This is a genomic window from Thermogemmatispora carboxidivorans (assembly GCF_000702505.1).
In the GTDB taxonomy this organism is placed as follows: Bacteria; Chloroflexota; Ktedonobacteria; order Ktedonobacterales; family Ktedonobacteraceae; genus Thermogemmatispora; species Thermogemmatispora carboxidivorans.
This window is the reverse complement of record NZ_JNIM01000001.1, coordinates 331,820-354,128: the sequence shown is the minus strand read 5'-3', so window position 1 is coordinate 354,128 and position 22,309 is coordinate 331,820. Positions and strand designations below refer to the sequence as shown.

20 protein-coding genes are annotated in these 22,309 nt (G+C 60.8%); 6 read left to right on the top strand and 14 right to left on the bottom strand.

Features of this window, described 5'->3' with window-relative positions:
- The first annotated feature begins 32 nt into the window (after positions 1-32).
- The 3 genes from N688_RS01420 (at position 33) to N688_RS01410 (ending at position 3,344) form a co-directional block, all read left to right on the top strand.
- A complete protein-coding gene (locus N688_RS01420) occupies positions 33-662 on the top strand; it encodes a TetR/AcrR family transcriptional regulator (RefSeq protein ID WP_052887618.1) in 630 nt (209 codons plus the stop codon).
- Positions 663-894: 232 nt separating this feature from the next.
- A complete protein-coding gene (locus N688_RS01415) occupies positions 895-1,890 on the top strand; it encodes a hypothetical protein (protein ID WP_052887617.1) in 996 nt (331 codons plus the stop codon).
- Positions 1,891-2,099: 209 nt separating this feature from the next.
- The gene (locus N688_RS01410; RefSeq protein ID WP_052887616.1) at positions 2,100-3,344 is read left to right on the top strand and encodes a lytic transglycosylase domain-containing protein; all 1,245 of its coding nucleotides are present in this window, start codon (positions 2,100-2,102) and stop codon (positions 3,342-3,344) included.
- A 249-nt stretch (positions 3,345-3,593) separates the two neighbouring features.
- Here the strand turns inward: N688_RS01410 and glmS are convergent, their stop codons facing one another.
- Both glmS and N688_RS01400 read right to left on the bottom strand, forming a co-directional pair.
- Entirely contained in the window at positions 3,594-5,465 is a 1,872-nt protein-coding gene (gene glmS / locus N688_RS01405; RefSeq protein ID WP_052887615.1) for a glutamine--fructose-6-phosphate transaminase (isomerizing), read from the bottom strand.
- A 487-nt stretch (positions 5,466-5,952) separates the two neighbouring features.
- The gene (locus tag N688_RS01400; RefSeq protein WP_052887614.1) at positions 5,953-7,728 is read right to left on the bottom strand and encodes an NAD+ synthase; all 1,776 of its coding nucleotides are present in this window, start codon (positions 7,726-7,728) and stop codon (positions 5,953-5,955) included.
- A gap of 136 nt (positions 7,729-7,864) precedes the next feature.
- On the opposite strand from N688_RS01400, the gene N688_RS01395 reads away from it, so the two are divergent.
- Positions 7,865-8,371 carry a hypothetical protein gene (locus tag N688_RS01395; protein WP_156025236.1) on the top strand — a complete coding sequence of 169 codons (507 nt, stop codon included), beginning with the start codon at positions 7,865-7,867 and terminating at the stop codon, positions 8,369-8,371.
- Between the two features lie 441 nt (positions 8,372-8,812).
- On the opposite strand, the gene N688_RS01390 is transcribed toward N688_RS01395, so the two are convergent.
- Entirely contained in the window at positions 8,813-9,538 is a 726-nt protein-coding gene (locus N688_RS01390; RefSeq protein WP_081838395.1) for an SRPBCC family protein, read from the bottom strand.
- A 576-nt stretch (positions 9,539-10,114) separates the two neighbouring features.
- Here N688_RS01390 and N688_RS01380 point away from each other — a divergent pair.
- Positions 10,115-11,461, top strand: a complete 1,347-nt coding sequence (locus N688_RS01380; RefSeq protein ID WP_052887610.1) for a cation:proton antiporter — start codon at positions 10,115-10,117, stop codon at positions 11,459-11,461.
- A 164-nt stretch (positions 11,462-11,625) separates the two neighbouring features.
- Here the strand turns inward: N688_RS01380 and N688_RS01375 are convergent, their stop codons facing one another.
- From N688_RS01375 to N688_RS01330, 10 genes are all read right to left on the bottom strand, one after another.
- Positions 11,626-12,174: a hypothetical protein gene (locus N688_RS01375; RefSeq protein ID WP_052887609.1), complete on the bottom strand. Its 549-nt coding sequence runs from the start codon at positions 12,172-12,174 to the stop codon at positions 11,626-11,628.
- A gap of 243 nt (positions 12,175-12,417) precedes the next feature.
- Positions 12,418-13,032: an enoyl-CoA hydratase/isomerase family protein gene (locus N688_RS01370; protein ID WP_052887608.1), complete on the bottom strand. Its 615-nt coding sequence runs from the start codon at positions 13,030-13,032 to the stop codon at positions 12,418-12,420.
- A gap of 267 nt (positions 13,033-13,299) precedes the next feature.
- A complete protein-coding gene (locus tag N688_RS01365; protein WP_052887607.1) occupies positions 13,300-14,109 on the bottom strand; it encodes an enoyl-CoA hydratase/isomerase family protein in 810 nt (269 codons plus the stop codon).
- A 15-nt stretch (positions 14,110-14,124) separates the two neighbouring features.
- The gene (locus N688_RS01360) at positions 14,125-14,358 is read right to left on the bottom strand and encodes a PaaD-like zinc ribbon domain-containing protein (RefSeq protein ID WP_202901815.1); all 234 of its coding nucleotides are present in this window, start codon (positions 14,356-14,358) and stop codon (positions 14,125-14,127) included.
- A complete protein-coding gene (locus tag N688_RS01355; protein ID WP_052887606.1) occupies positions 14,355-15,170 on the bottom strand; it encodes a Phenylacetic acid catabolic protein in 816 nt (271 codons plus the stop codon). The genes N688_RS01360 and N688_RS01355 overlap by 4 nt, the downstream gene beginning before the upstream one ends.
- A 194-nt stretch (positions 15,171-15,364) precedes the next feature.
- A complete protein-coding gene (locus tag N688_RS01350; protein WP_052887605.1) occupies positions 15,365-15,643 on the bottom strand; it encodes a hypothetical protein in 279 nt (92 codons plus the stop codon).
- Positions 15,640-15,993, bottom strand: a complete 354-nt coding sequence (locus N688_RS01345; protein WP_081838394.1) for a metal-sulfur cluster assembly factor — start codon at positions 15,991-15,993, stop codon at positions 15,640-15,642. The genes N688_RS01350 and N688_RS01345 overlap by 4 nt, the downstream gene beginning before the upstream one ends.
- A 5-nt stretch (positions 15,994-15,998) precedes the next feature.
- A complete protein-coding gene (locus N688_RS01340) occupies positions 15,999-16,949 on the bottom strand; it encodes a Phenylacetic acid catabolic protein (protein WP_052887604.1) in 951 nt (316 codons plus the stop codon).
- 317 nt (positions 16,950-17,266) lie between these two features.
- Complete coding sequence (locus tag N688_RS01335; RefSeq protein WP_052887603.1) at positions 17,267-18,559, bottom strand: M16 family metallopeptidase; 1,293 nt, start codon at positions 18,557-18,559, stop codon at positions 17,267-17,269.
- Positions 18,560-18,937: 378 nt separating this feature from the next.
- On the bottom strand, positions 18,938-19,513 hold the full coding sequence (locus N688_RS01330; protein ID WP_052887602.1) for a hypothetical protein: 576 nt from the start codon (positions 19,511-19,513) through the stop codon (positions 18,938-18,940).
- Positions 19,514-19,735: 222 nt separating this feature from the next.
- On the opposite strand from N688_RS01330, the gene N688_RS01325 reads away from it, so the two are divergent.
- Positions 19,736-20,908 carry an acyl-CoA dehydrogenase family protein gene (locus N688_RS01325; protein WP_052887601.1) on the top strand — a complete coding sequence of 391 codons (1,173 nt, stop codon included), beginning with the start codon at positions 19,736-19,738 and terminating at the stop codon, positions 20,906-20,908.
- A gap of 129 nt (positions 20,909-21,037) precedes the next feature.
- On the opposite strand, the gene N688_RS01320 is transcribed toward N688_RS01325, so the two are convergent.
- A complete protein-coding gene (locus N688_RS01320) occupies positions 21,038-22,303 on the bottom strand; it encodes a class I SAM-dependent methyltransferase (protein ID WP_052887600.1) in 1,266 nt (421 codons plus the stop codon).
- Positions 22,304-22,309 lie beyond the last annotated feature (6 nt).

Below are 22,309 nucleotides of genomic sequence, written 5' to 3'. Positions count from 1 at the left end.
AATAGCACGGTACGGAGGAAAAGCTCTGCCGTTTGCCGATAGGGCGCGGCGAGCAGTTCTTTTTGCTGGGGGAGGCGCACATCCGAGCCATGCACGTCCGGGATCGGCGCGTGAAGCGCACGCAGAACTTGCTGGCACAGGCACTGCTGGCTTTGATTGCCGAGAAAGGCTACGATGCCGTCACCATTCGCGATATCACCGAGCGCGCAGATATCGGCTACGCTACCTTTTTCCGTCATTATCGCGATAAAGACGAGCTATTACGTGATTTGGCCGACGTGGTCATTAACGAACTACTGGAGCTGCTGCTCGGGCAGCAGCCGGGCCGTGATCCAGCGACGGTCGGCCAGCTCATCTTTCGCTATGTTGCGGATCACAGCGCAGTAGTGCGGGTGTTGTTAGGCAGTCGTGGGCCGGCCTCGCTGGTCCAGCACGTCATTCAGCGTGGCAGCGAAAACGTCCTGCGCCAGAACAAGCCGCGTCCAGATAGCCCGGTACCGGCAGAAATTGCGGCCCACCACCTGGTCGCTTCCTCCATTGCCCTCATTCAGTGGTGGATCGAACACGATATGCCATATGCTCCTGAGCGCATGGGAGAGATCTATCGTCAATTAATCGTCCAGCCGACGCTGACCTCGGCCTTTATCATCGACCCAGAGTGATCGACTGCCCCGCCATCGTCACTGTCTCTCGATAGTAGCATCCCTATGCCCTTGGAAGCTTTCTCGCTCTTTATCCACTCTCCGTTTTCTGCGGGCGGCGTGAGAAATAGGGAGAAAGACCCTGAAAATATGTTCGAGTAGTGCGGGGTCTGCACGCCCTGTCAGTGACTGGCAGGGGGCAGGCAGCTCCCCAGCCGTTTCACCGTCCGTCCTGCGAAGGCATGAGCCCATCATGAAGAGCGAGAAGACAACACCAACTGAAGGCGGGGCCAGCTCTGCGCCACTTTCCCTGGTCCAGCAACTGAGCCAGGACGACCTGACGCACCGCAGTGCCACCCTCTATCGGCTTTTTAAGAGCGATTGGTCGGGAGAAGACAAGGCCACCATCGCGACAGCCTTGCTGAGCTTGCTGCATCAGCCAGAGCTGCCCGAGCGGGCCGCGCTCGTGCTCCTGCTGGCTGAGCTGGCGCGCGACTGGCCAGTCACGTCAGGTGTCGTGAGCAGCGAGCCGGAGGGTCCGCGCAGCCCTTTGTTAAAGGGTCTGCCTCTTTATCTGGAGCTGGTGGAGGCCAGTGAGCCGCAGCTGCGCTTGCACAGCCTCTATCTGATTTCCTGGCTTCCCGAGGAGGCGAGAAAACTGCAGCCCATCCTTCTGCGCCGCCTGGAAGAGGAAAAGGAGCCTCGTCTACGAGCGGCGCTGGCTTTGGCCCTGGCCCAGCTCGTTGGCGATCAGCCGATCGTGCGTGTCCGCTTGCTAGCTCTGCTCAAGGCCCATGAGGCGCCCATTGTTCGTCTGGGGGCCGCCAGTGCCTTAACGCGCCTGCTGCGCGCCGAGGCTCCTCAGCGAGCTGTCCGTCTGCTTGTCCGGTCGATTGCCAGTCCCCAGACCGTCGCCGACGACTACGATGCCCTGCCCTGGGCGCGCAACAGTGTCGTTGCTGACAGCAGTGCGCTGCTGCGTCTGCTGCCGCGCCGACGCCTGCAATTCGCTCTGCCTGTGCTCTTAGAGGCCCTGGCCAGTGCCAATTACTACGAGGCCCTCAGCCTGGCACGGACGCTGCTCTACCTGGGCTTCTCCAGCCAGCGGCCAGGCACTTCGCTCCAGGCGACCACGCCGACCCAACAGGCTATTCTCGCAGCGCTGCACACGAGCCTCAGCGCCTGGCAGGCCAGCGAGCTGCTGGGCGCCAGCGTCAGCGAGGCGGCTGCCCGGCTGTCAGCCAGTTAAGCCGCTCGTGCTTCTGGCCAGCAGATGAGATCTGAGGTAGTAACTTCATTTGGATCAGATCGAGTGCCGGGTTAAGACTGGGGCCGGTGCTTGGGAGTTTGGTACTAATTTGCGCTGCTCCTGCGCCTGGCTAAATTGACACACATTGGTCTATGCAGGTAGACTCACAACCAGGTAAAACGTCAGCAGAGCAGCGAGGTTAACCAAATATGCCGCAGTTTCGCCCGTTCCCGCCGTTTCAGGATGTCGGAGGACCCGAGTCGGCGGGCGAGCAGGCCCAAGGAGTGCACTTAGCAGGTTCAATTTCAGGAGTAGAGGCATCTTTCCGACCGCAGACCACGGCCACGCCCGGTGAGCAGGTCCATCGCCAGTTTGCCCCCTTGAGGTCGTTTTCCTGGCCGGCGACCGGTCCGCTCCCCACCGCATCCGGTCGTCTGCCCGCTCATGAGCAGCCTGGTACTTCTGGTGCCACCGCACCTTTCACGACGGAGCCGCTGCGGAGGCAACTGACGCCGACGACCGATCAATACCTGGCTATTTCTCCAGGCTCGGAGCCTGAGCCGGCAGTACCGCCCGCTCCTCTGCCCGCCTCGCTCCCCCAACCGCCGTCAACGGCGGCCCTGGCGGAAGGTTTGAGGACAACCGATCAGCTTGCCGAGCTACCGCGTCAGCCTCAGACCACAGGCAATCTGGCCGACCTCTTCGCCGCTCTGCAAGCGACGCTGGAGCAGCCACGGCGTATGGTGGTCATTCCCGCCGAGCGTCCCCGGCAGCCGGCACAGGAACCGCTGAATCCGCGGCGGCTGAGCGTCCGCCAGCGCCAGGGTGTTATTCTCACAGTGCTGGTCATGGCGATTCTGGTGACAATGCTCACGCTCTCACCGCTAGCCGGTGGCAACGCCGTTCCTCTTCTCGGCGGGATCAGGGAATGGATTCAGAATCAGCAAACGGCCTGGCAGATTGCCGCCCATCAGCAGCCAACGGATGCCAACAATGGCGGCGGCGGGGGCGGGGGCACCCCCCTCTTCAACTTCAACCCGGCCAATCTGCCTTTCATGGCCATCCCGAACAGTCCCTACGTCCCCATCGCCCAACAGGCAGCCCTCGACGCCGGTATCTCGCCTGTCTACTTTGTGCGCCAGATCAATACTGAGAGCGGCTTCAACCCCAATGCGGTTTCACCCGCGGGCGCCGTGGGCATTGCCCAGTTCCTGCCCAGTACCGCCGCTGGCCTGGGCATCGATCCCTGGAATCCAGTTGAGGCCCTGCGTGGAGCCGCTCGCCTGATGGCCAGCTACGCCCGTAGCTACGGTGGCGACTACGCCAAAGCTCTGGCCGCCTATAACGCCGGCTCCGGCAACTTGCAAAACGCCCTCAACGCCTGCGGCGGCGCCTGGCTGAGCTGTATGCCAGCCGAAACCCAGAACTACATCTATCGCATTATGGGCATCTGACCAGCCAGTGGATGCGCTACGGACGGCCATCGCCTTGCCCGAGCCGAGCAGCTGACACTCTCCACTGCTCTGCTGCGCAGACTCTGTGTCCCTTAACTCACTCTGCGACACTTCTTCCTTCACAATCCTCCGACTGCAACCACCTCGCAACGAACAGGGTCCGCCTCCATCAAAAGGAAGCGGACCCTTCTTGCTCGCTTACCACAGTCGACCAGCGCTCGCAGCGCCGGCCTTCTTCTCTTCTCCTCTCTACTCCACGGTCACCGACTTGGCCAGGTTGCGCGGCTGATCGACGTTACAGCCACGAGCGACTGCCGCATGATAGGCCAGGAGCTGGAGGGGAACCGCCGCCAGCACTGGGCTCAGCTCCTCCAGTGTGGGCGGCACGTAGAGTACGACGTCAGCATGCTCGCGAATGGCTTCGTCTCCCTCGGTGGCTACCGCGATCACTTGGGCGTCGCGCGCGCGGACCTGCTGCATATTGCTGACGACCTTTTCGTAAACGTGCGAGGCCGTGGCAATGGCCACCAGCGGCGTCTCAGGATCAAGCAGGGCAATAGAGCCATGCTTGAGTTCGCCAGCGGGGAAGCCCTCAGCGTGGATGTAGGAAACCTCTTTGAGCTTGAGGGCCCCCTCCAGAGCCGTCGGGTAGCCCACGCCGCGCCCGATGAACATGACGCTATGAAGCGGGGCCAGTTCACGCGCTAATGGCGCAATAGGATCATCTGCCGCCGCCGCACGGTCGAGAATCCGCTGAATTTGGACCGGCAGCTGCTCCAGGGCCTGCAAGACCTCGCTGGCCCGTTCGGGACGGAGGGTGCCTTGCTGAAGGCCAAGGAAGAGACCAAGCAGGTAGAGCTGGGCCAGGGTGGCAATGAAGGTCTTGGTGGCCACCACGCAGATCTCCGGCCCCGCCTGAATATAGAGCACGGCGTCGGCCAGCCGCGTCACAGCACTGGCCACAACGTTAGTAATGGCCACAACCGGCGCCCCTTGCTCTCGCGCCTGACGCGCGCTGACGAGCACGTCGGCGGTCTCACCCGATTGGGTGACAACGATACAAAGAGTCTCCGGTCCAACCAGGGGATCAGCGTAGCGGAACTCGCCCGCCGTGATCACTTCGACGGGCAGGCGTGCCCAGCGCTCGATGACATATTTACCTACCAGGCCCGCATGATAGGAGGTGCCACAGGCCACAATGACTACGCGCCTGACCTTCTCCAATGCCCCGGAGCGCTGGAGGGCTTCCAACTCGGGCAGGTAGAGCTGACCAGCGCGCACGCGCCCTAGCAGCGAGCGCGTGAAAGCCTCTGGCTGCTCGTAAATCTCTTTGAGCATGAAGTGAGGGTAGCCCCCCTTCTCAGCGGCTTCGGCATCCCACTCGACGGTGGTCGGGGCCCGTTCGACAAAGGTCCCATCCAGACGCTGAATGGTGAGGCCCTCGGGCCGCAGGGCCACCAGTTCCCCTTCATCAATGATGACGACCCGCCGCGTATACTTGAGGAAGGCAGCGATATCGGAAGCCAGAAAGTGCTCGCGCTCGCCCAGTCCCACTACCAGAAAGGGGCCGTTGTAGCGCGCCCCAACCAGGAGCTGGGGCTGCTCGCGACAGAGGACGGCAATGGCGTAGGAGCCACGCACAGGCTGCAGCGCCAGACGTACCGCCTCCAGCAGATCACCCTGCGCTTCGCCGCGATAGGCACGCTCAACAAGATGAGCCAGCACTTCGGTATCGGTCTCCGAGCGGAAGGAATGCCCTTCCTGTTCCAGGCGCTGGCGCAGCTCGGCATAGTTCTCGATAATGCCGTTATGCACCACGGTGATGAGCCCGTCGCAGTCGGCATGCGGGTGGGCATTGGTATCGCTGGGACGCCCGTGGGTGGCCCAGCGGGTATGGCCGATTCCCAGGGAACCGGGAGCCGGACGGGCCCCGTTCTCGACCGCTGCCGCTAGATTGGCAAGCTTACCTGCACGGCGACAGACCTGCAATTCACCACTGGCAGTCAATACAGCGATGCCGGTAGAGTCATAGCCCCGATATTCAAGTCGACGGAGCCCGTCAAGCAAAATGGAAGTAACATCGGTGCCAGCAGCACCGACGTAGCCAATAATCCCGCACATGAGGCAGGGTATCCTTTCCGTCTGTGATGTGGTATAGAGAGAACAGGTTTGCTCCTGACTGCAAAGAGAGGCCGTCCCCGGTGCCTGGACGGCGCTCTCCTTCGCCCGGAATAGCCCTGTTCCAGCTATATCACTGAGAGCGTTTTGTCCTGGCCGTTGCCAGCCAGTTTTGTGCGCTCTCTTCACAGGGAAGTGATCTCCCCTGGGGGCTCCCCGCTGATTAGTCCGAACAGCCCCCACCTCGTCAGCCGCGGCCCCTCCTGCAGCCCGGCCCTTGCGCTACTCACTGGGACGATCAAAGCACCGGTTGGTAGTTTTAAGTATACCAGATCAGCAAACCTCTATAGGAAGAACGCTCTCCTGAGCTTTTTCTGCGGCTGCTCTCTGGTCGCTGCACCTGGCTGGCTGGCTGGCTACCAGTCAGGTACGGAGTGCTCCGCGTCGCGGAAGAGCAAGAAGCAAGGGCCGGCTAGGAAAAATTGGCTCGTCAGTAGCCCTCGGGCCGGTCGCGGTAGCGGTTGGTAATGGGCAGGCGCCGATCACGCCCAAAAGCGCGCGGCGTTATCTTTACTCCCGGCGGAGCCTGGCGGCGCTTGTACTCACTCCGATCGACAAGCCGCATGACGCGCTCGACCAGGGCCGGATCGAAGCCCATCGCGACCATCTCTTCGAAGCTGCGATCCTCCTCGGCATACGCTTGCAAAACCGGGTCGAGCAGCTCGTAAGGCGGCAGACTATCGGTATCCTTCTGCCCTGGACGTAGCTCGGCTGAGGGGGCTTTCTCCAGAACAGCCTGCGGAATGATCGGACGCTCACCCAGTGAGTTGCGGTAGCGACTCAGCTCGTAGACCAGGGTCTTGGGCACGTCCTTGAGCACGGCAAAACCGCCGGCCATGTCGCCGTATAGGGTGCTGTAACCAGTGGCCATCTCCGATTTGTTGCCCGTAGTGAGGACGATCGGCCCCAGCTTGTTAGAGATGGTCATCAGAATGTTTCCCCGGATGCGCGCCTGCAGATTTTCGGCGGCCAGGCCGTGATCGCCTTCGCCCAGAGCCGGCGCCATGACGCGCAGCGAGATGCGGAAGATCTCTTCAATGGGGACGGTGATCAGCTGGATGCCCAGATTCTCCGCCAGCTGCTGGGCATCCGTCTTGCTCCCTTCGGAGGAGTAAGCGGATGGCATGGAAACGCCGAGGACGTTCTCGGCTCCCAGAGCATCGGCGGCAATGACTGCCGTCAGAGAGGAGTCGATGCCGCCCGAGAGTCCTACGATCGCTTTGCTGAACCCGGTCTTGCGCACATAGTCGCGCGTGCCTAAGACGAGGGCCGCATAGATTTCTGCCAGCCGCTCTAGTGCTGGTTCGATACGCTGGCTGCTACCCAGCAGCGGGCGCCCGTCCAGCGTCGGCGGGGACGTGCTCTCGGCAGAGACGACAATCATGGGCACTGCTTCAGGGTGCAGCTCCAGTCGCTCCTGGCGCCGGCGAGGATCGTGCAGCCGCGAGCGGAAAACGGAGGCAACGTCGAGATCAACCACCAGGAGATCCTCTTCAAACTGCTTGGCCCGAGCGATCAGCCGTCCCTGCTCGTTGAAAACCATACTGCCACCGTCAAAGACGAGCTCATCCTGCCCGCCGACGAGATTCAGATAGGCCACGATCAGGCCGTTGTCAGCGGCTCGCGTTGCCAGCATCTGCTCACGGAAATGGCGCTTGCCAGCATGATAGGGCGAGCCATTGATATTGATAATCACCTCGGCTCCGGCATGGGCCTGCAGGGTCAAAGGGCCAGCCGGATACCAGATATCCTCGCAGATCGTAATGCCAACATGGACGCCATTGATCAGGAAGAGGGGGGCTGTCCGTCCGGCCTGGAAGTAGCGATATTCGTCGAAGACGCCATAGTTCGGTAGATAGTGTTTATGGTAGGTGCCATAGAGGTGTCCACCACCGACGACCGCGGCGGCGTTGTAGATGTCTTCGTCACGATCAACATAGCCGATGATCGCGATCAAACCGGGTAGCTCCTGGCTGCGTTCGATGAGCCACTGCAGGCGACGCAGGTTTGCAGAGACGAAGCCCGGTTTGAGCAGCAGATCCTCGGGCGGATAGCCAGTGAGCGCCAGCTCCGGTGTACAGACGATGTGCGCGCCAGCTTGATGGGCCTCACGCATGGCCGTCCAGATTTTCTCGGCGTTACCGTCCAGGTCGCCGACCGTGACATTGATCTGCGCTAGCGCCATACGCAGGGGTACGATATGCATGGGAAGGCTCCCTTCCTTGCCAGCGCTGCCCCGCGGCTGCGGCTACAAGGGCGCCCGCAGGTAACGCCGGCTGGCAGAGTGGCAAAATTTTTACCATAATATTACAACTGACTCAGCGTTGGGAGGTCTTTTCCCCTTGATGGATCTGGTAGCCTATCTTGTGCTGGATGTGCCCTTTATCCTGGTGGTCTATCTGGCCGTGCTGCTCTTCACCCGGCCCGGGCGCGTGCCAACGCTGGCGGCGCTGCTCGGCGGCCTTGTCATGGCAGTGCTTAATATGCTGGCCGATCTCCTGGCCTACTATCTCCATCTGTGGCATTATACGCTTCCTGGCCTGGTGCTCCATTTGCCTCTGCCTTTCTATATCCCTGACATTTTTATCTACGGGGGCATCGGCTATCTGGCGATCTGGCTACTCTGGCAGCGCCGTTCCTGGCAGTGGGCGGCGATCGCTCTCCTGATAGCCACGCCCCTGGTGCGCGCGCTCTTCGATTACGCCCGCGCGGCAACCGCCAGCGGCTACATCGTCTGGGATAGCCCCTTCGCGGGCGTCTTCGACCTCTTTCAGTACCTGGTCGCTTTCTACGCAGGCTATCTGCTCTTCACGCTGTGCGTGCGCACCTATCTCAGCCATCACCAGTAGGGCAGGGCCACCTCCTCAGCTGAAGCAGCGAGGAGCTACGCCCCTCAGACAGGCAGATCGCTTTCAGGACAGCTCAGGAGCAGCAAGGCAGCGGGACCGACAACCGAACCGCCTCACTCCTCAATGGAGGCGGACAGGGACGCGTGCTCTTTGGGCCGCGTTGAATAGAGCAAAGAAGCAGCTGACGAGCAGATAAGCACCTGAACAAGACGGTGAGCAAGGAGAAGGAGGCATATTCCTCCCCTTGTCCGGCGTTCGTTGTGCGCTAGTGGAGGTTTCCCGCCCCGATCACGCCTGTCGAGTGGACAGGAAGCCAAAGGACAAGGCACCGCCAGGCCAGGGAGCGCGAAGACAGGCAAAGAGAGCCGTCTTTCCCTCGTTCCCTCGCCTCTTGCACCTGACCTGAACTGGTACCAGGATCAGAGAGAACCTGACGTATCTTCAAGCCAGCAATCGCCGTGGTAGCCTGGTTCCTACCCAAACAAGCAAAAGCAGGACCGCCAGCATGGCCGTACGGCGGATCGCTTGCACCCAGCGCTCTTCCGCTTGCGGATCGCCGCCACCAAGGTGCAGACGGCGCACCAGGCTATGGAGCAGCGTTCTGCCCCCTGCTGGCAGACCTGACTCACTGGCCCTGATCGTCTCTGGCAGCCATGCCCTCTCTTGACGCTGAGCACTCACCTGGTCTGGCTGGGCCGTTCCTTCCGAGGCCTCGGCGATCTCAGGCGGGCGCATCGCGCGCAGTTGATCCGCCAGGCCCAGAAAGAACTGCTGAATGAGCATCTTGGTTGTGCCGCGTAACATGGGTGCGGGCAAGAGACCAGCCCGCCCAACGTTCAAAACCCCCTGGTAGGAGACGATGGTATTATGCTCACGCCGCAGTAGACGCACCCAACCCTCTCCCCGTACTGGACCGTGGCGGCTCTCGCCTTCGACGGTAATGCGATAGCAGTGAGGATACTCTTGATCAGAGATGGTAACTAGCCCTTCGTAACTGCCTCGCAGCGGGGCATGCCTGACAGCAAGCCTGATGGCATAGCGATTCTCGCCCAGAGCCTCCAGGTGCTCTACCTCCGGCAAGGCCTGGCGGAGAATCTGTTGATCCATCAGGCATTTCCATACTTCTTCAGGAGTTGCCTGGAGTGTGTATGCTCCCTCAACGTCCATAGGATAATTCCTTAAAGATCAATAATTGCCGCCTTCATTATAGAAGAGGAGGTCCTCACTGACAAGCGGATCGGAGGTCTTTGTGAAAATTGTTGCCTCCCCTTCCCATCTGCTTTCATGTCCTGGCCCGGCAGGAGAGAGCGGGTTGCTCTCGATTTCATGCCCGTCCCAAGCCGGAGCGCCCTCTTGCCAGCACCGGCTATCCTCCCCTATACTAAAATGCACAAGCAGCGAAAGCATACGTTGTTTTCTCACTCATAGACTCATAGACTGAGGAGTGCCGGGAAGTCTGGTCGGCCCCGGCACTCCTCTTTTCTTTGTCGTGCCGTTTTGCTCGTTCCGCTCAGCGCAGGATCAGCCTCCCCGGCGCTGCCCCTTGCTTCTGTCTCCGCGCATGCCACCCCTCCGCCGGTCGAGGTAAGCGGATCAAACTCAGTCGGGCATGGCCCATGAGAGGAGAAGAAGAGGCGGCCCTGCTCTCGCTTCGGAGCGAGAAGCAGGCTGGTGCGGAGCGAGCCAGAGACGCTTCAAGACTCGCATATGTGCCCGTAATCTGAAGAAAGGAGGCCGCTTCGTATGCCGATCCCGCTGGTGGAGAGCTACCTTATCCTTTTCTTGCTCGTTGCTCTGGCGACCATCCTGGTCACACGCCGGATCGCCGTTCCCTATACCCTGGGCCTGGTGATCGTCGGGCTGCTCTTAAGCACATTCCATCTTCTCCCTCCGCTGCGACTTGACCCTGAGTTGGTGCTCTTTGTCTTTTTGCCCGCCTTGCTTTTCGAAGGGGCCTGGTCGCTGAATTGGCGGTTGCTCAAGAGCGAGTGGCGCAGCATTTTCTTTCTCGCCGGCCCGGGGCTGCTTCTCTCGCTCTGTCTGACCGCCGCCCTGCTCCACTGGCTGGAAGGACTTGACTGGTTGATTGCTTTTCTGCTGGCAGCCATTCTGTCGCCCACCGATCCGGTGGCCGTGCTGAGCCTCTTTCGCCAGCTCCATCTCGATGAGCGCCTGGCGGTGATCATTGAGGGCGAAAGCCTTTTTAATGACGGCGTGGCCGGCGCACTCTACCAGGTTTTTCTGGCTGTCGTCCTGCTGGCATTCTCCGCAGAGTCCGCCCAGCCCACCACGGGCCTGCCTTTGCCCCTGATGGGATTGCTGCTCTTCCTGTTAGAAGGGGGAGGCGCCACCATCTTGGGTCTTTTCGGCGGCTGGTTGCTCTGCCAGCTGCTACGCCACATCGACGACGCCTTGAGTGAGATCGGCCTCACGATCCTCGCCGCCTATGGCCTCTACCTGCTGGCGGATCGCCTCCATCTCTCGGCCATCATCACGGTGATCGTGGTCGGTCTGCTCCTCGGGAATTATGGCCGACGCATTGGGATGTCTGCCACCACTCGCGCTGCGGTCGACACTTTCTGGAGTGTTGTGGCCTTCATCGCCAACGCTCTGCTCTTCCTGCTGATCGGCGTCCAGCTGAATCCGCTCGCCCTGCCACCACTGCCCGGGGGAACCCTGACCAGTCTGCTGAGCGCGGCCTTTGCCATCGGCGTGGTACTGCTGGCGCGCCTGTTGCTCGTTCTGCTGCTGACTGCCCGCTCCTGGCTGACCATTGCCGGACGCGAGGGCCGCTTGCCTTTCGCCTGGCAACTGGTGATCTTCTGGGGAGGATTGCGCGGCGCGCTTTCGCTCGCTCTGGCCCTGGCACTGCCGTTGACGCTGCCGCAGCGCCCGCTCATCCTGGCCTCCACCGGAGCCGTCGTGCTCTTCACTTTGCTCGTCCAGGGTCTCAGCATGCGCTGGCTTCTGCTCCGGCTGCCCTCTTTACGCGATTATCAGCTATCCGCCGAACCCGACGCTGATGCAGAGCAGCCACCACCTGCAGCCGCTGGCAAGTCGGGAGCCGAGCAGGCGGCAGAGGACTGCTGAGGTTCCTTTCCTGTCCTGACCCTTTTTTCCGTGCGATGAGCACAGTGCAGGCCGGGCCAGTCTGCTCCAGTCAGCTAGCCCTGCCCTCTCAACAAGCAGGCCAGCGAATACATTGCAGTGTCCAGCTCCGCTGGCGCCAGCAGGATTTCACCTCTGCTCCTGGCTTACTGGACCGCAATGGTGAAAGAGAGACGCAGAACATATTGCGGGCAGAGTTGATGCGGTTGACAGAGTGGGCGAGCCGAAAAGACGACCTCGCTCTGCCCACTGCCCTGGGCTACATAGCGCCAGATGCAGGCGTGAGTCTGCTGGGAGGCATACCCTGCCGGCTGCTGCAGCTCCAACACTCCTTGAGAGCCAGCTGGCGTCTCCCAACGCTGGCCAAAAGGCAGCTCAAAGACGACTACAGCTCCTTGGCGCACCGTAATTGTCTGCCCGTTCTGCGCGCTCTTCACTATCACTGCCTGGGCTGGCAACGGCGCATTGACTACCACGTCGCTGGGACAGCCATGACTGGTGCCATACCCCTTGACAGTCGTAGCGGTGGGCGTGGAAACACTCTTCGTCGGTGAGGAAGTCGGCTGACCGCCCGCACCAGTCGTTGTGGAGTTAGTGCCACAGGCACTCAGTCCCATCAGTAGCGCCACTAAGGCTGGAACAATGACAAACCACCATGACTTGCAACGAATACCAAAAACCTTACTATGACGCATAGACGATCTCCTTACGCCCAACAATTGATCCATTGCTCAGCTCACGAGGGCAATCCCATAAAAAGCTGCTGCCTTCATGGGAAAAACGTTGAAAGTGGCGAGAAAGTTCCCCCGACCAGAGCCGGGAAGAGAGCACCCCGCCCCGCTATGGATCACGCGCCCCCTTCAAGCTACTTCAGTGGGAACCAGGCGTACAGAGAGATAGAGGCCAGCCCGCTGCCGAACAGGAGCAAGCGGCGGCTCCTATGAGCGTGGATGGTGCTGACTTAGCGTGGCCAGCATCACTAGTAATTCCTCAGCTTCGCTCAGGAAGCGCCGGGCAGGTAATACCTGGTGCACCAGACCAAGGCGGAAAGCCTCGCTCGCCTTAAGGGTTTCGCCGGTCAGGATGAGACGCATAGCGGCTTGATAACCGATGAGAGAGGGGAAGTAAGCGGCAGCCACCGGCGGGAAGACCCCCAGGGTCACTTCGGGTAAGCCAAAGACTGCGTCCTCGCGCGCAATGACTGTATCGCAGAGGGCCGCTAGCTCGCAACCGCCGCCAAGGGCATAGCCCTGGACCAGGGCGACCGTCGGAATGCCCTGGCTCCGTAGCTGCTCAAAAGCCGCACAATTATCATAGACAGCACGCAACATCTCTCGCTCACGCCCGTCGAGATGATCGCGTATGTCTACTCCCGCACTAAATGCTCGCTCACCTGCCCCCGTGATCACCAGCAGGCGCGGCGGCTTCTGCGCAGCAACCCGCAGGGCACGCGTGATCTCATCGAGCGTGGCAATCGTCAAAATATTGAGCGGAGGGCGATCGAGAATGAGCCAGAGCACGCCATCGCGCTCGCGTAGATGGATCTCCGCCATAGCCTTTCCCTGCCGGCATCCTGCTGAAAAAGAAGACGCTGAGCCGGAGCTGAGGAATATTGTAGCATCTCAGCAGCGAAGACGTAAAGCAGGAGAGCCAGGAAGAGCACGACTTCCACAGCAGAGCAAGCAGGCATTCAGAGCGAGGCCGCGCTGCTGCTGCCGTGCTCCTCCCGGAAATGGGTAGATCCGATAGCATCGCTGAGCTACAGTGTTGAGAGCGAACAGGTTGTCTGCTTTGGTGATACGGTTGGAGAACCGGCCTGCTCAGCGTCCCGTGAAATGTCTCTCCTGGCGCTTCTCGATGTAGGCAGCCAGGCCCTCCTTAGCATCCTCACTCTGGAAACAGAGCTGCTGCAGCTCCCTCTCTAGCGCCAGACCCTCGGCCAGCGCTACCTCTGCACCTGACTGCACGGCTCGCTTGATGCGGCCAACGGTGCGCGAGGCGCTGTTAGGTGGGCAGAAGCGCCGGGCATAGGCTATGACCTGCTCCCAGTAGTTTTCGGACTCATAGATATAATTGACCAGGCCAAGCTCCTGAGCTTCTTCAAAGCTGATCAGCTTGCCCTCGCTCATCAGCTCGATGGCCTTGTTTTTCGGCAAGGCCCGCGCCAGACGCTGTGTTCCGCCGGTCCCGGGCAGGACACCGAGCGAGACCTCTGGCAGGCCGATCTTGCCCGCGTTGCGCCGCGCAATGCGAATATCGCAGGCCAGAGCGATCTCCAGGCCACCGCCGACGGTATGGCCGTTGAGGGCCGCGATCACGAGCTTGGGCGTCTGCTCCAGCCGTAGCAGGGTCTCATTGGCATGGAGGCAGAAATAGTACTTATAGGTCGGCGAGACCGAATTGAGCATGCTGATATCCGCGCCAGCGCAGAAGAAGCGCTCGCCCGCCCCGCGTAAGACCAGCACATGCACGTTCTCATCAAAGCGCGCCTGCAGGATCGCCTCATCGAGCTGGCGCATCATCTCATAGCTGTAGGTGTTGGCCGGAGGATTCGTCAGCTCGATAATGGCAACTCCATCGCTCACACTATAGTTCACCAGCGTCCGCTCGCGCTCTGTCGTCGTCGTCATCGCTGTTCTTCCTTTCTACTCTTCAGGCGAAGTCAGCTTCGCCTTCGCATCTTCAAGGACTTCATCGCCTTTGATGTACTCAAATGGTGTATGACACCTGTTACAGTAATATTGCGCTGTCAGTAGCTGCTGGCCGAAGAGAGAGAACAGCTCGGTCTCCGTCGAGCCGCAGAAGGGACAGCGTGCTCGTTCCCTCAAGGGCGAGTGCTCCCCCGCTTTGGCCCAGGCAGAAGCGCCCTCCTCGCTCATGGTTGATCCTCCCCCCCTGCCAGGGCCTGCCCTGGCGCCTGATAGCTGGCGGGACGCAGGCGGCGGCTGTCGGCCTCCCAGCGCTCCCAGGGGAGAGCCTGCTTCGGCAGCCAGCGCTTGCTCTCGGGATCGAAACGGGCAGGCATCTCGATGGCGAGGCCCTCCAGGAGTGGTATCACATGCTGGAGGTAGCGACTGCGCAGCTCCGCTGGCGGGGCATCAATGAAGCCGTCGCGGTAGAGCTGACCCATCACTGGATCATCATCGGGACCGAACCAGCAGAGCGTTTCCTCCCACAGGCGTTGCAGCGAGGAGACCAGCGCCTGGCGCACCGCACCTCCGGCCCTGGCCAGACGTCGTACCCACCCCTCGGCATGCGCGCGATGGACCTGCTCCTCTTGCACAATTTTGCGGGCACGCTGTCGCAACGGCTCGTAGGCCGAGTGCTGGGCAGCCTCGAAAAAGGTCGTCAGCGCTCCATCTAGCAGGAAATTCGTGGCAACAAAATCGGACCAACCGGCGAACTCGCGATCGAGAAAGGCTAGATGGTAGCGCAGCGTCCGTGTCTCCGGGGCCACCTGACGCGGGTCAGTGGCCGCCTGGGCGAAATCTTCCAGCAGCGGATAGAGCGTGCGCGCGTGGCCAATCTCATCCTGAGTCATGGCGGCGGCGGCCACCGCCGCCTCCAGGGCGGGCGCCCCATTGGCCCAGTAGGCATAGCGCCGTCCCATTGCCTGCTTATTGTCCGCCAGCGAGGCCAGGACCGCAAAGAGCGCCGCGTTATCAATGCGTGCAGCAGCAGTACCTGTCATAGCACCACGCTCACTTTACCTTGCAGCAAGCAGAGGAGGGAGGAAGGCCACAGCCGTCTCGGGCAGGGCGCAGCCGCGGCTCGCCAGTCCTCTCTGCCCCTTTCAGAGTTATCCCAAACCTGCCCAGAGTGACACCTGTCTGCCACCCGGGAACGAGGAGGCCGCATCTCAGTCATCCAGGCAGTCCAGGCAAGTCAGGGAGCAATCACGGTCACAATACAATCGCGCGGCACCAACACCATTTCGATCCAGCTGAACTCGTCGTAGATGCTGCGCGCATAGACCCGAGCCAGCTCCACATCGTCGGCCACCACATTGCCGATCTCGTGCAGCGGCTCATCGTACTTGCGCCGCGCATAGACATGCCACACGCGCCGCTCATTGAGGGCTTCACGTCGAGGCCGGTCCGTGCCGAGGCCAGCCTCCGCCCCAGCACCAGCTGGGGCTTGTGGATCGCTGCTCATGCTCTTCATGCCGAGATCCCCCAGGTACGCATCAGCTCGATGCCTTCCTCACTCAGGCGCTCCTTGCTCCACACGGGGTCCCAGACCACTTCGATGCGCACGGAGCGCACCCCCGGCTCACGCAGGAGGCGCTCCCGAATATCATCCATAATGAAGTCCATAGCGGGACAGCCCAGAGCCGTGAAGGTCAGCTTTACATTGACCACGCCGTCGCGCTGCTTCAAGTCGACGATTAGCCCCATGTCGACGACGCTAATCGGGATCTCAGGATCGGTCACCTCGCGCAGGGCATCCCAGAGCGCCGGACAGCTGGGATCATCGGCAGGATGCGTACGCAGCGATGGATAGACCGCCGTCATGGCTCTTACTCCTGCTCCAAAAGACGCAGCATCTCGCGCTTGCCACGCTGAATCAGCGCGACAAACTCCTCGTTGGCCGGACCACGCGCCTTCCAGCGCTTGAGGACGTCGTCCCAGCTGCACGGGCCTTCCTCCAAGAGCCAGCGCTTGGCTTTGGCGTCGAAATGGGCCGGGAAGGGGCAGTCCAGGACGTATTTCTGCTGCTCTGGGTCGTAGTGCGCAGGCACCTTCAGCTGTAGCTCTTCGCAGAGCGGGACCGCCGTCGACATCCAGATCTGGCGCAGCTCGTCGTTGGTGTGCCCTTTGAAACCATACTCCAGCTGCTCGCTGTGCTTCTTCAGGTCATCGGGCAAGCCAAACCACTCGACGGTCAGCAGGAACATCCAGTCGACGGCCTTCTGCAGTTGCTCGTGACCTTCCAGTGTGGCATTGAGACGCCGCATCCACTGCTCGCCATGACGCAGATGAAAGGTCTCCTCCTTGTCAACCTTCACCAGGGCCCGCTTCCACGGCCCAAAGGTGGTGCTGTGATAGACGTCGCTGAGCAGTACATAGCCAGCCCGATCATAGAAGGCATTGGCAACAATAAGCTCTACCCAGTTATCCAGCGGCACATCAAAGGCATAGGGGTACTTGAATTGGCGCGGGTCACGCTCAAAAATGAGCTGCTCGGTGTCAACACCGAGGTCGCGCAGCAGACGATAGGCAATGTGCGCGTGCCCTAGCTCGTCTTGGATGATGGCCACGGCTGAGCCAAAGGCGTTCAAGGTGGGGGCATGGACGGCAGCATGATAATAGGCAGGGGCACTGATTAGCTCGGTGTCGGCGGAGACCGTCAGGATGCGCTTGATCCCTTCTAGATAGAGCGGACTCATGTGCTCCACCGCTTCGATGAGCTGCTGCCTGCGGATGCGATTCAAAAGAGCTTCTTCGCTCTGCAAGGCTGGTGCGACCATAGCTGTTGCTCCTTGCTCCTGGAACGAAACCACTCCCGGCCCCCTCGTTGCGCCTCACCTTCTGCCCGCTCCCTCCCTACCCCCCTTCCCTCACCAGGCCCTTATGCCCCTCGCCGCCAGAGCCTGCTTGCTCATACAGCCGGCGAGCAGCACGAGCAAGCAGTCAGGCAAGCAAATGGCAAGGCCGCGGCTGGCTCTTCCCCAAGGGTAGCCAGGGTTTGCTTCCAGCCATATATCCATATGGACATATCAAATTGTACGCTGAAGGGCAACGAAAGTCAAGACGGCGGTAGTGCCGCCACATCGTTGACCACAGCTCAGGAAAACGGCAGCAGGTCATCGACCAGCTCTGCGCGGCTTAGTGGTCCGATGGCGGCCACCGTCAGCGGCTCTAATGGTGAGAATTCCTGGAGTACGCGCATGATCTGCTCGGCGGTCACGGCGTCGATAGCCTCCTTGACTTCGTGGGGCGTACGCAGGCGGCGCTCATACCACCACGAGCGCGCGTTAGCGCTCATGCGCGCGCCCGACCCCTCGCTGCGCATAATGTGCTCGCTCTTGAGCTGCACGCGGGCGCGCTCCAGCTCGTCCTCGGTCAGGCCCTCCTCGCGCAGGCGCCGCAGCTCGTTCAAGATGACCGCCAGACACTCGTGTCCCTGCTCGGGGGTGGTACCGGCGTAGACGCGCAAGGACCCAATAGCCTTGTTGCTACTCAGACCCGCCGAGACACTATAGACCAGGCCGCGCTTTTCGCGTACTTCGACAAAGAGGCGCGAGGCCATATTGCCGCCGAGGGCTTCGCCGATGATTTGGGCCGCGTAGTAGTCGGGATGGGTATAATTCGGGAAAGGCACCATCAGTCCCAGATGCTCCTGTTTGCCCTCCTGGTGTTCCAGGACAATGGTGTTCGAGGGGTGCGGAGACTGTTCTGGCGAGGGGCTGGCCACCCCCTGCCAGTCGCTAAAGAGCTGCTCGACCTTGGTCACAACGTGCTCCCAGTCAAAGTTGCCGGCAATCGAGAGCAGGGCATTATTCGGGCGGTAGCGCTCCTGCCAGAAGGCGAGCAGGTCCTCCTGCTGGAGAGCGCGCACGCTCTCCGCTGTTCCGTAGACGAGGCGTCCGAGGGCGCTGCCGGCGTAGAAGTGTGAGCGGGCCAGATCAAAGATGCGGCTCATCGGCTCGTCGTCGCGGCGCCGAATCTCTTGCAGGATAATATTGCGCATCTGCTCTAACTCGTCGCGCGGGAAGGTCGGCATCAGCAGCACTTCGTGGAAGAGGTCCAGCGTAGCATCCAGTTTGGTATTGACAATCTGGGCCCAGACCTGCGTTGTCTCCAGCGTCGTGCTCGTTCCCTTGCGCGCTCCCAGCGATTCGAAGGCCTCATTCAGCGTGCGAGCATCCTTCTCCTTCGTTCCCTGAAATAGCATATACTCGAACAGGTGGGCCAGTCCGCTCTTATCATCTGGCTCGTGAATCACGGCAGCATCGAGCTGAAAGCCAAAGGTCACTGACCGCAGGCTGGGCATATACTGCCCGATCATCTCTAAGCCATTGGGCAGGCGATGATAGAAAAAGTCCGGTGGCAACTGCAGACCCTGTTGACTATCCATAGAGAAGCGACTTTCCTTTCCAATTTCCCTGGCTAGCTTAGGGGAGCCATTGATTGATCTGCGCTGATTCCTTTCACTGATTCCTTACACTACAGCCAGTATATCATAACGGGCCTGCGCCGTTACTTAACGCGCCAGACGAGGGCTTCGCCTTCCTCTTTTGTAGCAGTATCTGGCCGGAGCCGGGCAGGACGGTCTTTTGTCCTGTGCTGACCCTGACCCCCAAGAGGGAGCGAGCCGGGCAGGGGGTGGAGGGTCCAACACAGGGTAGCGGCCCAGGTTGCCTTATTTTTTTGCCGGGAGCCTTCTCCGTGGGTGGAGCTTGGTCCGTCTCCATTCTAACCCTGGCCAGTGCCACCTTTCCGCTTGCCGCCGTTATCAGGGGCGAGGCCGCGGTGTATGAACCTCGGGCAGCGGTCTGGTTGCGCCATGCTCGTAGAGCACCAGCAGGTACCAGCCGAGTGTTGCCAGCAAGGGCAGCAGGCTCAGCCCCACGGCTGCCGGCTCGATCGTCAGCATCCCGCTCATGCGCGTGTGCGGCAGGCAAATGAGCTGCTTGAAATGCAGCAGGGGACGTTCGGTGAGGTCCTGCCACTCCCAGCAAGGGCAGGGTAGGGCACTTTCCTCAGCACCCCGTTCATGAACACGGCACCAGCGATAGAGGGGGCCATGCAGGCCGATGAGGACTCCGTCACGGCTCCACAGCTGAGGTTCGAAGATGGCCAGCTCTTCACCGCGCTCATCGCCCTGATGAATGGCTACTTGAGGAAGCCAGAGGCCGCGCCGTTCAAAGCAGAAGCGTCCCTCGGCCACCTCAGCCAGGGCCGTGGTGCCTGCGAGCCGCTGGAAGCTGATGAGCGCCAGCGTCTCTTCTCCCGCCTGCAGCCGATGGCTGCGAAGGGTTCCCTCGCGCCAGTGCAAGGGATGATCAGCGCAATCACGAATCGCACGCATAAGCCACTCCTTTCTTGTCTTCATGAGCCTGGACGCCCCACGCCTGCTATTCAGGTAGGCCCTCCCGCCATCCCTCAATGCCAGCGCCAGTGGCGGCCAGCAAAGCCAGATGAGACCCCGTGCTTGCATGGATCGCGCCCCGTCTCCTGAGCCGCGTGCTATAATCTTTGCCAGGGCAACCTGAGATGCAGTGTTCCCTTAGTGCGCGACAAGGAGGCCAGCGTGGATTTCTCCCTGACAGAGGAGCAGAAGCTGATTCAGCAGACCGTGCGCCAGTTTGTTGAGCGCGAACTGATGCCGCTGGAGCATGAGGTCCTGCGCAATGAAGGGCGCTATCCGACGGGAATCGCGCCGGAGCGTTACCGGGCTTTGCAGCTCAAGGCGAAGGAGCTGGGTTTCTGGGGTATCAACACGCCGGAGGAGTACGGCGGCGCTCACCTGGGATCGGTGATGACCGCCCTCATCCAGATGGAGCTGGGACGCACCATCGTGCCCTTCAGCTTTGGCGGCAGCGTCGACAATATTCTTTTGCACTATAGCAACGAGAAGCAGAAGCAAGAATACGTGATCCCGGTGATCGAGGGGAAACGCATCTCATGCTTCGCCCTCACAGAGCCGGGAGCCGGCTCCGATCCTTCGGCGATCCGCACGACCGCCGTCAAAGACGGCAACCACTGGGTGCTCAACGGCCAGAAGGTCTTTATCACCAACGGCAATGAGGCCGACTTCGCTATGGTCTTCGCCGTCACCGACCGCGAGAAGCCTCCCCAGAAGGGCGGCGTGACCTGCTTCCTGGTGGACCGCGCCCTGGGCTGGACTTCGCGTCCCATCCCTACTATGGGCGGCTGGTCACCAGCCGAGCTGTTTTTCGATAACGTGCGCGTGCCCGAGGACCACGTGCTGGGCGAGGTCGGCCAGGGCTTCTCGTTGGGCATGCAATGGATCGGTCAGGGGCGCTGGCTGATCGCCGCTCGCGCCGTCGGAACCGCCGAGCGCCTGCTGCAGATGGCCATCGATTATGCCCGCCAGCGGGTCACCTTTGGTAAGCCAATCGCTGAGCGCCAGGCAATTCAGTGGATGCTGGCCGATTCGGCGGTGGAGATCCAGGCCACGAAGTGGCTGACATTGCACGCGGCCTGGAAGGCCGATCAGAAACAGGACAACCGCTACGAGGCCAGCCTCGCCAAGCTCTACGGCTCCAATATGGTCAACCGCGTGGTCGATCGCGCGCTCCAGATTCACGGTGGCATGGGCTACACCAAGGAATTACCTATCGAACGCTGGTATCGCGATGTGCGTGTGACGCGCATCTATGAGGGAACGGACGAAATCCAGCACTATATTATCGCCCGTGCACTGCTGAAGGGCTACGTGCGCCTCGGCACCTGGGACTGAAACGCTCTTGAGTAAGAGCTGCAGCCAGACCACCCACATGAGAAGCGCATGATGGCCCTGCTTACCGCTCGCCAGACCTGGGGCCATCATGCCTCTCCACTTCACCCCGCGCGCTCTCCCGTTCCCAGTTTACGGCTTGCGGGCGGAGATGACGTACTCGAAGAGTTCCTTTTTCGAGGAGCGCTTGCGCAGGGTGGTAATCTCTATCTCGCAGAAGCCTTGCGATCCCAGCATGGCAGCAAAGATGGTCTCCACAGGGATCATTACATCGTAAAATTTCGCATTGCCTATAATATAGTAAATTTTCCCAGAGCTGCGCAAAACCTGTTTGATCTCCTGGACATGTAGATACATATCGCAGAAATATTTATGGACGTACTTAGACAGAATCTGACTCTTATCAGCAATCCTTGCGAGAAGGGTGGGGAAATCGTCAAAAGGAATCGTCAGCGAAGGTGGTGGTTCCCAGCGGTTGAGTTGACTGGTCGCGGAGCCCCAGGTACCTCCAATAGCTAACCAGTCCAGCTCTCCGGCCTCGCGCCCGTTCTTAAGATAACCCAGCCAATACATGTAGGGGCGCAGCTCACGGATATAGCTGATACGGTTGGGATAGGGAGGAGAGGTCAGGACCAGCGTGTAGCGTTCTTGCCCCAGAGAAGAACGTAAGGCGCGGGCATCGCCGAGTATGCAGCGCGGAATGACCTTGATGGGCGAGTATGCTGCTGCCGCGAGAGACTGCGTCGCTTGCTGCCAGGTTGCAAGCACCTCTGCACAGGGGGTATCTTCAAAGAGGGAAGCAGCATAGTAGCCCGTTGGAGCTGGTCGAAAAGAGAGGGACTGATGGCCAGGGCCAGCCCGTGAGTGAGCCATGAGGGTGCGGCAAAAGGCCAGGTGGAGCAGGTCGAGGCTGGCTCTGGGCAGGAGCTTTGAGCGGCTCTGAATGGCCTCGAACAGTCGAGCCAGTACCTCCAGATACGATGCATCCCACCATTTTTCAATCTGATAAAGAGACGGCTTCCAGGCGGAACTGGTCGAGCCTGGCCGTGACAGCTCTGCGGCGATATCGCTCGCAGCTGTCATGAACAGCTCAATTTCGGCGCGACTGAAGGGGTAGGTTTTTGTCTGGGCCAGCCAGACCAGGAAGGGATTGATGTCGGTGGTCTCGCACGGAATTCCTTCCTCAGCGCAGGCCAGGGCTGTTGTGCCGGTGCCGCAGAATGGATCGAGCACCAGCGAATCGCCTGGCGGGAGTCCGGCCAGCAGCTCCTTGATCAGCGTCACCGAGTGAGCAGGAGTGAGCTTGAGCCAGCCATAGCGCGTCTCTGGCCGGTTCCCCTGAAAGCTGAAATGGTGATTGCGCCTCAGCACTGTCACTCTCTGGGTCGAGCATGGCATCTCAAC

What these genes read in the sequence shown, in the direction of transcription:
- N688_RS01415 (WP_052887617.1), top strand. Translation starts at nt 895, where the DNA reads ATGAAGAGCGAGAAGACAACACCAACTGAAGGCGGGGCCAGCTCTGCG.
- N688_RS01410 (WP_052887616.1), top strand. Translation starts at nt 2,100, where the DNA reads ATGCCGCAGTTTCGCCCGTTCCCGCCGTTTCAGGATGTCGGAGGACCC.
- glmS (WP_052887615.1), bottom strand. Translation starts at nt 5,465, where the DNA reads ATGTGCGGGATTATTGGCTACGTCGGTGCTGCTGGCACCGATGTTACT.
- N688_RS01400 (WP_052887614.1), bottom strand. Translation starts at nt 7,728, where the DNA reads ATGCATATCGTACCCCTGCGTATGGCGCTAGCGCAGATCAATGTCACG.
- N688_RS01390 (WP_081838395.1), bottom strand. Translation starts at nt 9,538, where the DNA reads ATGGACGTTGAGGGAGCATACACACTCCAGGCAACTCCTGAAGAAGTA.
- N688_RS01380 (WP_052887610.1), top strand. Translation starts at nt 10,115, where the DNA reads ATGCCGATCCCGCTGGTGGAGAGCTACCTTATCCTTTTCTTGCTCGTT.
- N688_RS01375 (WP_052887609.1), bottom strand. Translation starts at nt 12,174, where the DNA reads ATGCGTCATAGTAAGGTTTTTGGTATTCGTTGCAAGTCATGGTGGTTT.
- N688_RS01370 (WP_052887608.1), bottom strand. Translation starts at nt 13,032, where the DNA reads ATGGCGGAGATCCATCTACGCGAGCGCGATGGCGTGCTCTGGCTCATT.
- N688_RS01365 (WP_052887607.1), bottom strand. Translation starts at nt 14,109, where the DNA reads ATGACGACGACGACAGAGCGCGAGCGGACGCTGGTGAACTATAGTGTG.
- N688_RS01360 (WP_202901815.1), bottom strand. Translation starts at nt 14,358, where the DNA reads ATGAGCGAGGAGGGCGCTTCTGCCTGGGCCAAAGCGGGGGAGCACTCG.
- N688_RS01355 (WP_052887606.1), bottom strand. Translation starts at nt 15,170, where the DNA reads ATGACAGGTACTGCTGCTGCACGCATTGATAACGCGGCGCTCTTTGCG.
- N688_RS01350 (WP_052887605.1), bottom strand. Translation starts at nt 15,643, where the DNA reads ATGAAGAGCATGAGCAGCGATCCACAAGCCCCAGCTGGTGCTGGGGCG.
- N688_RS01345 (WP_081838394.1), bottom strand. Translation starts at nt 15,993, where the DNA reads ATGACGGCGGTCTATCCATCGCTGCGTACGCATCCTGCCGATGATCCC.
- N688_RS01340 (WP_052887604.1), bottom strand. Translation starts at nt 16,949, where the DNA reads ATGGTCGCACCAGCCTTGCAGAGCGAAGAAGCTCTTTTGAATCGCATC.
- N688_RS01335 (WP_052887603.1), bottom strand. Translation starts at nt 18,559, where the DNA reads ATGGATAGTCAACAGGGTCTGCAGTTGCCACCGGACTTTTTCTATCAT.
- N688_RS01330 (WP_052887602.1), bottom strand. Translation starts at nt 19,513, where the DNA reads ATGCGTGCGATTCGTGATTGCGCTGATCATCCCTTGCACTGGCGCGAG.
- N688_RS01320 (WP_052887600.1), bottom strand. Translation starts at nt 22,303, where the DNA reads ATGCCATGCTCGACCCAGAGAGTGACAGTGCTGAGGCGCAATCACCAT.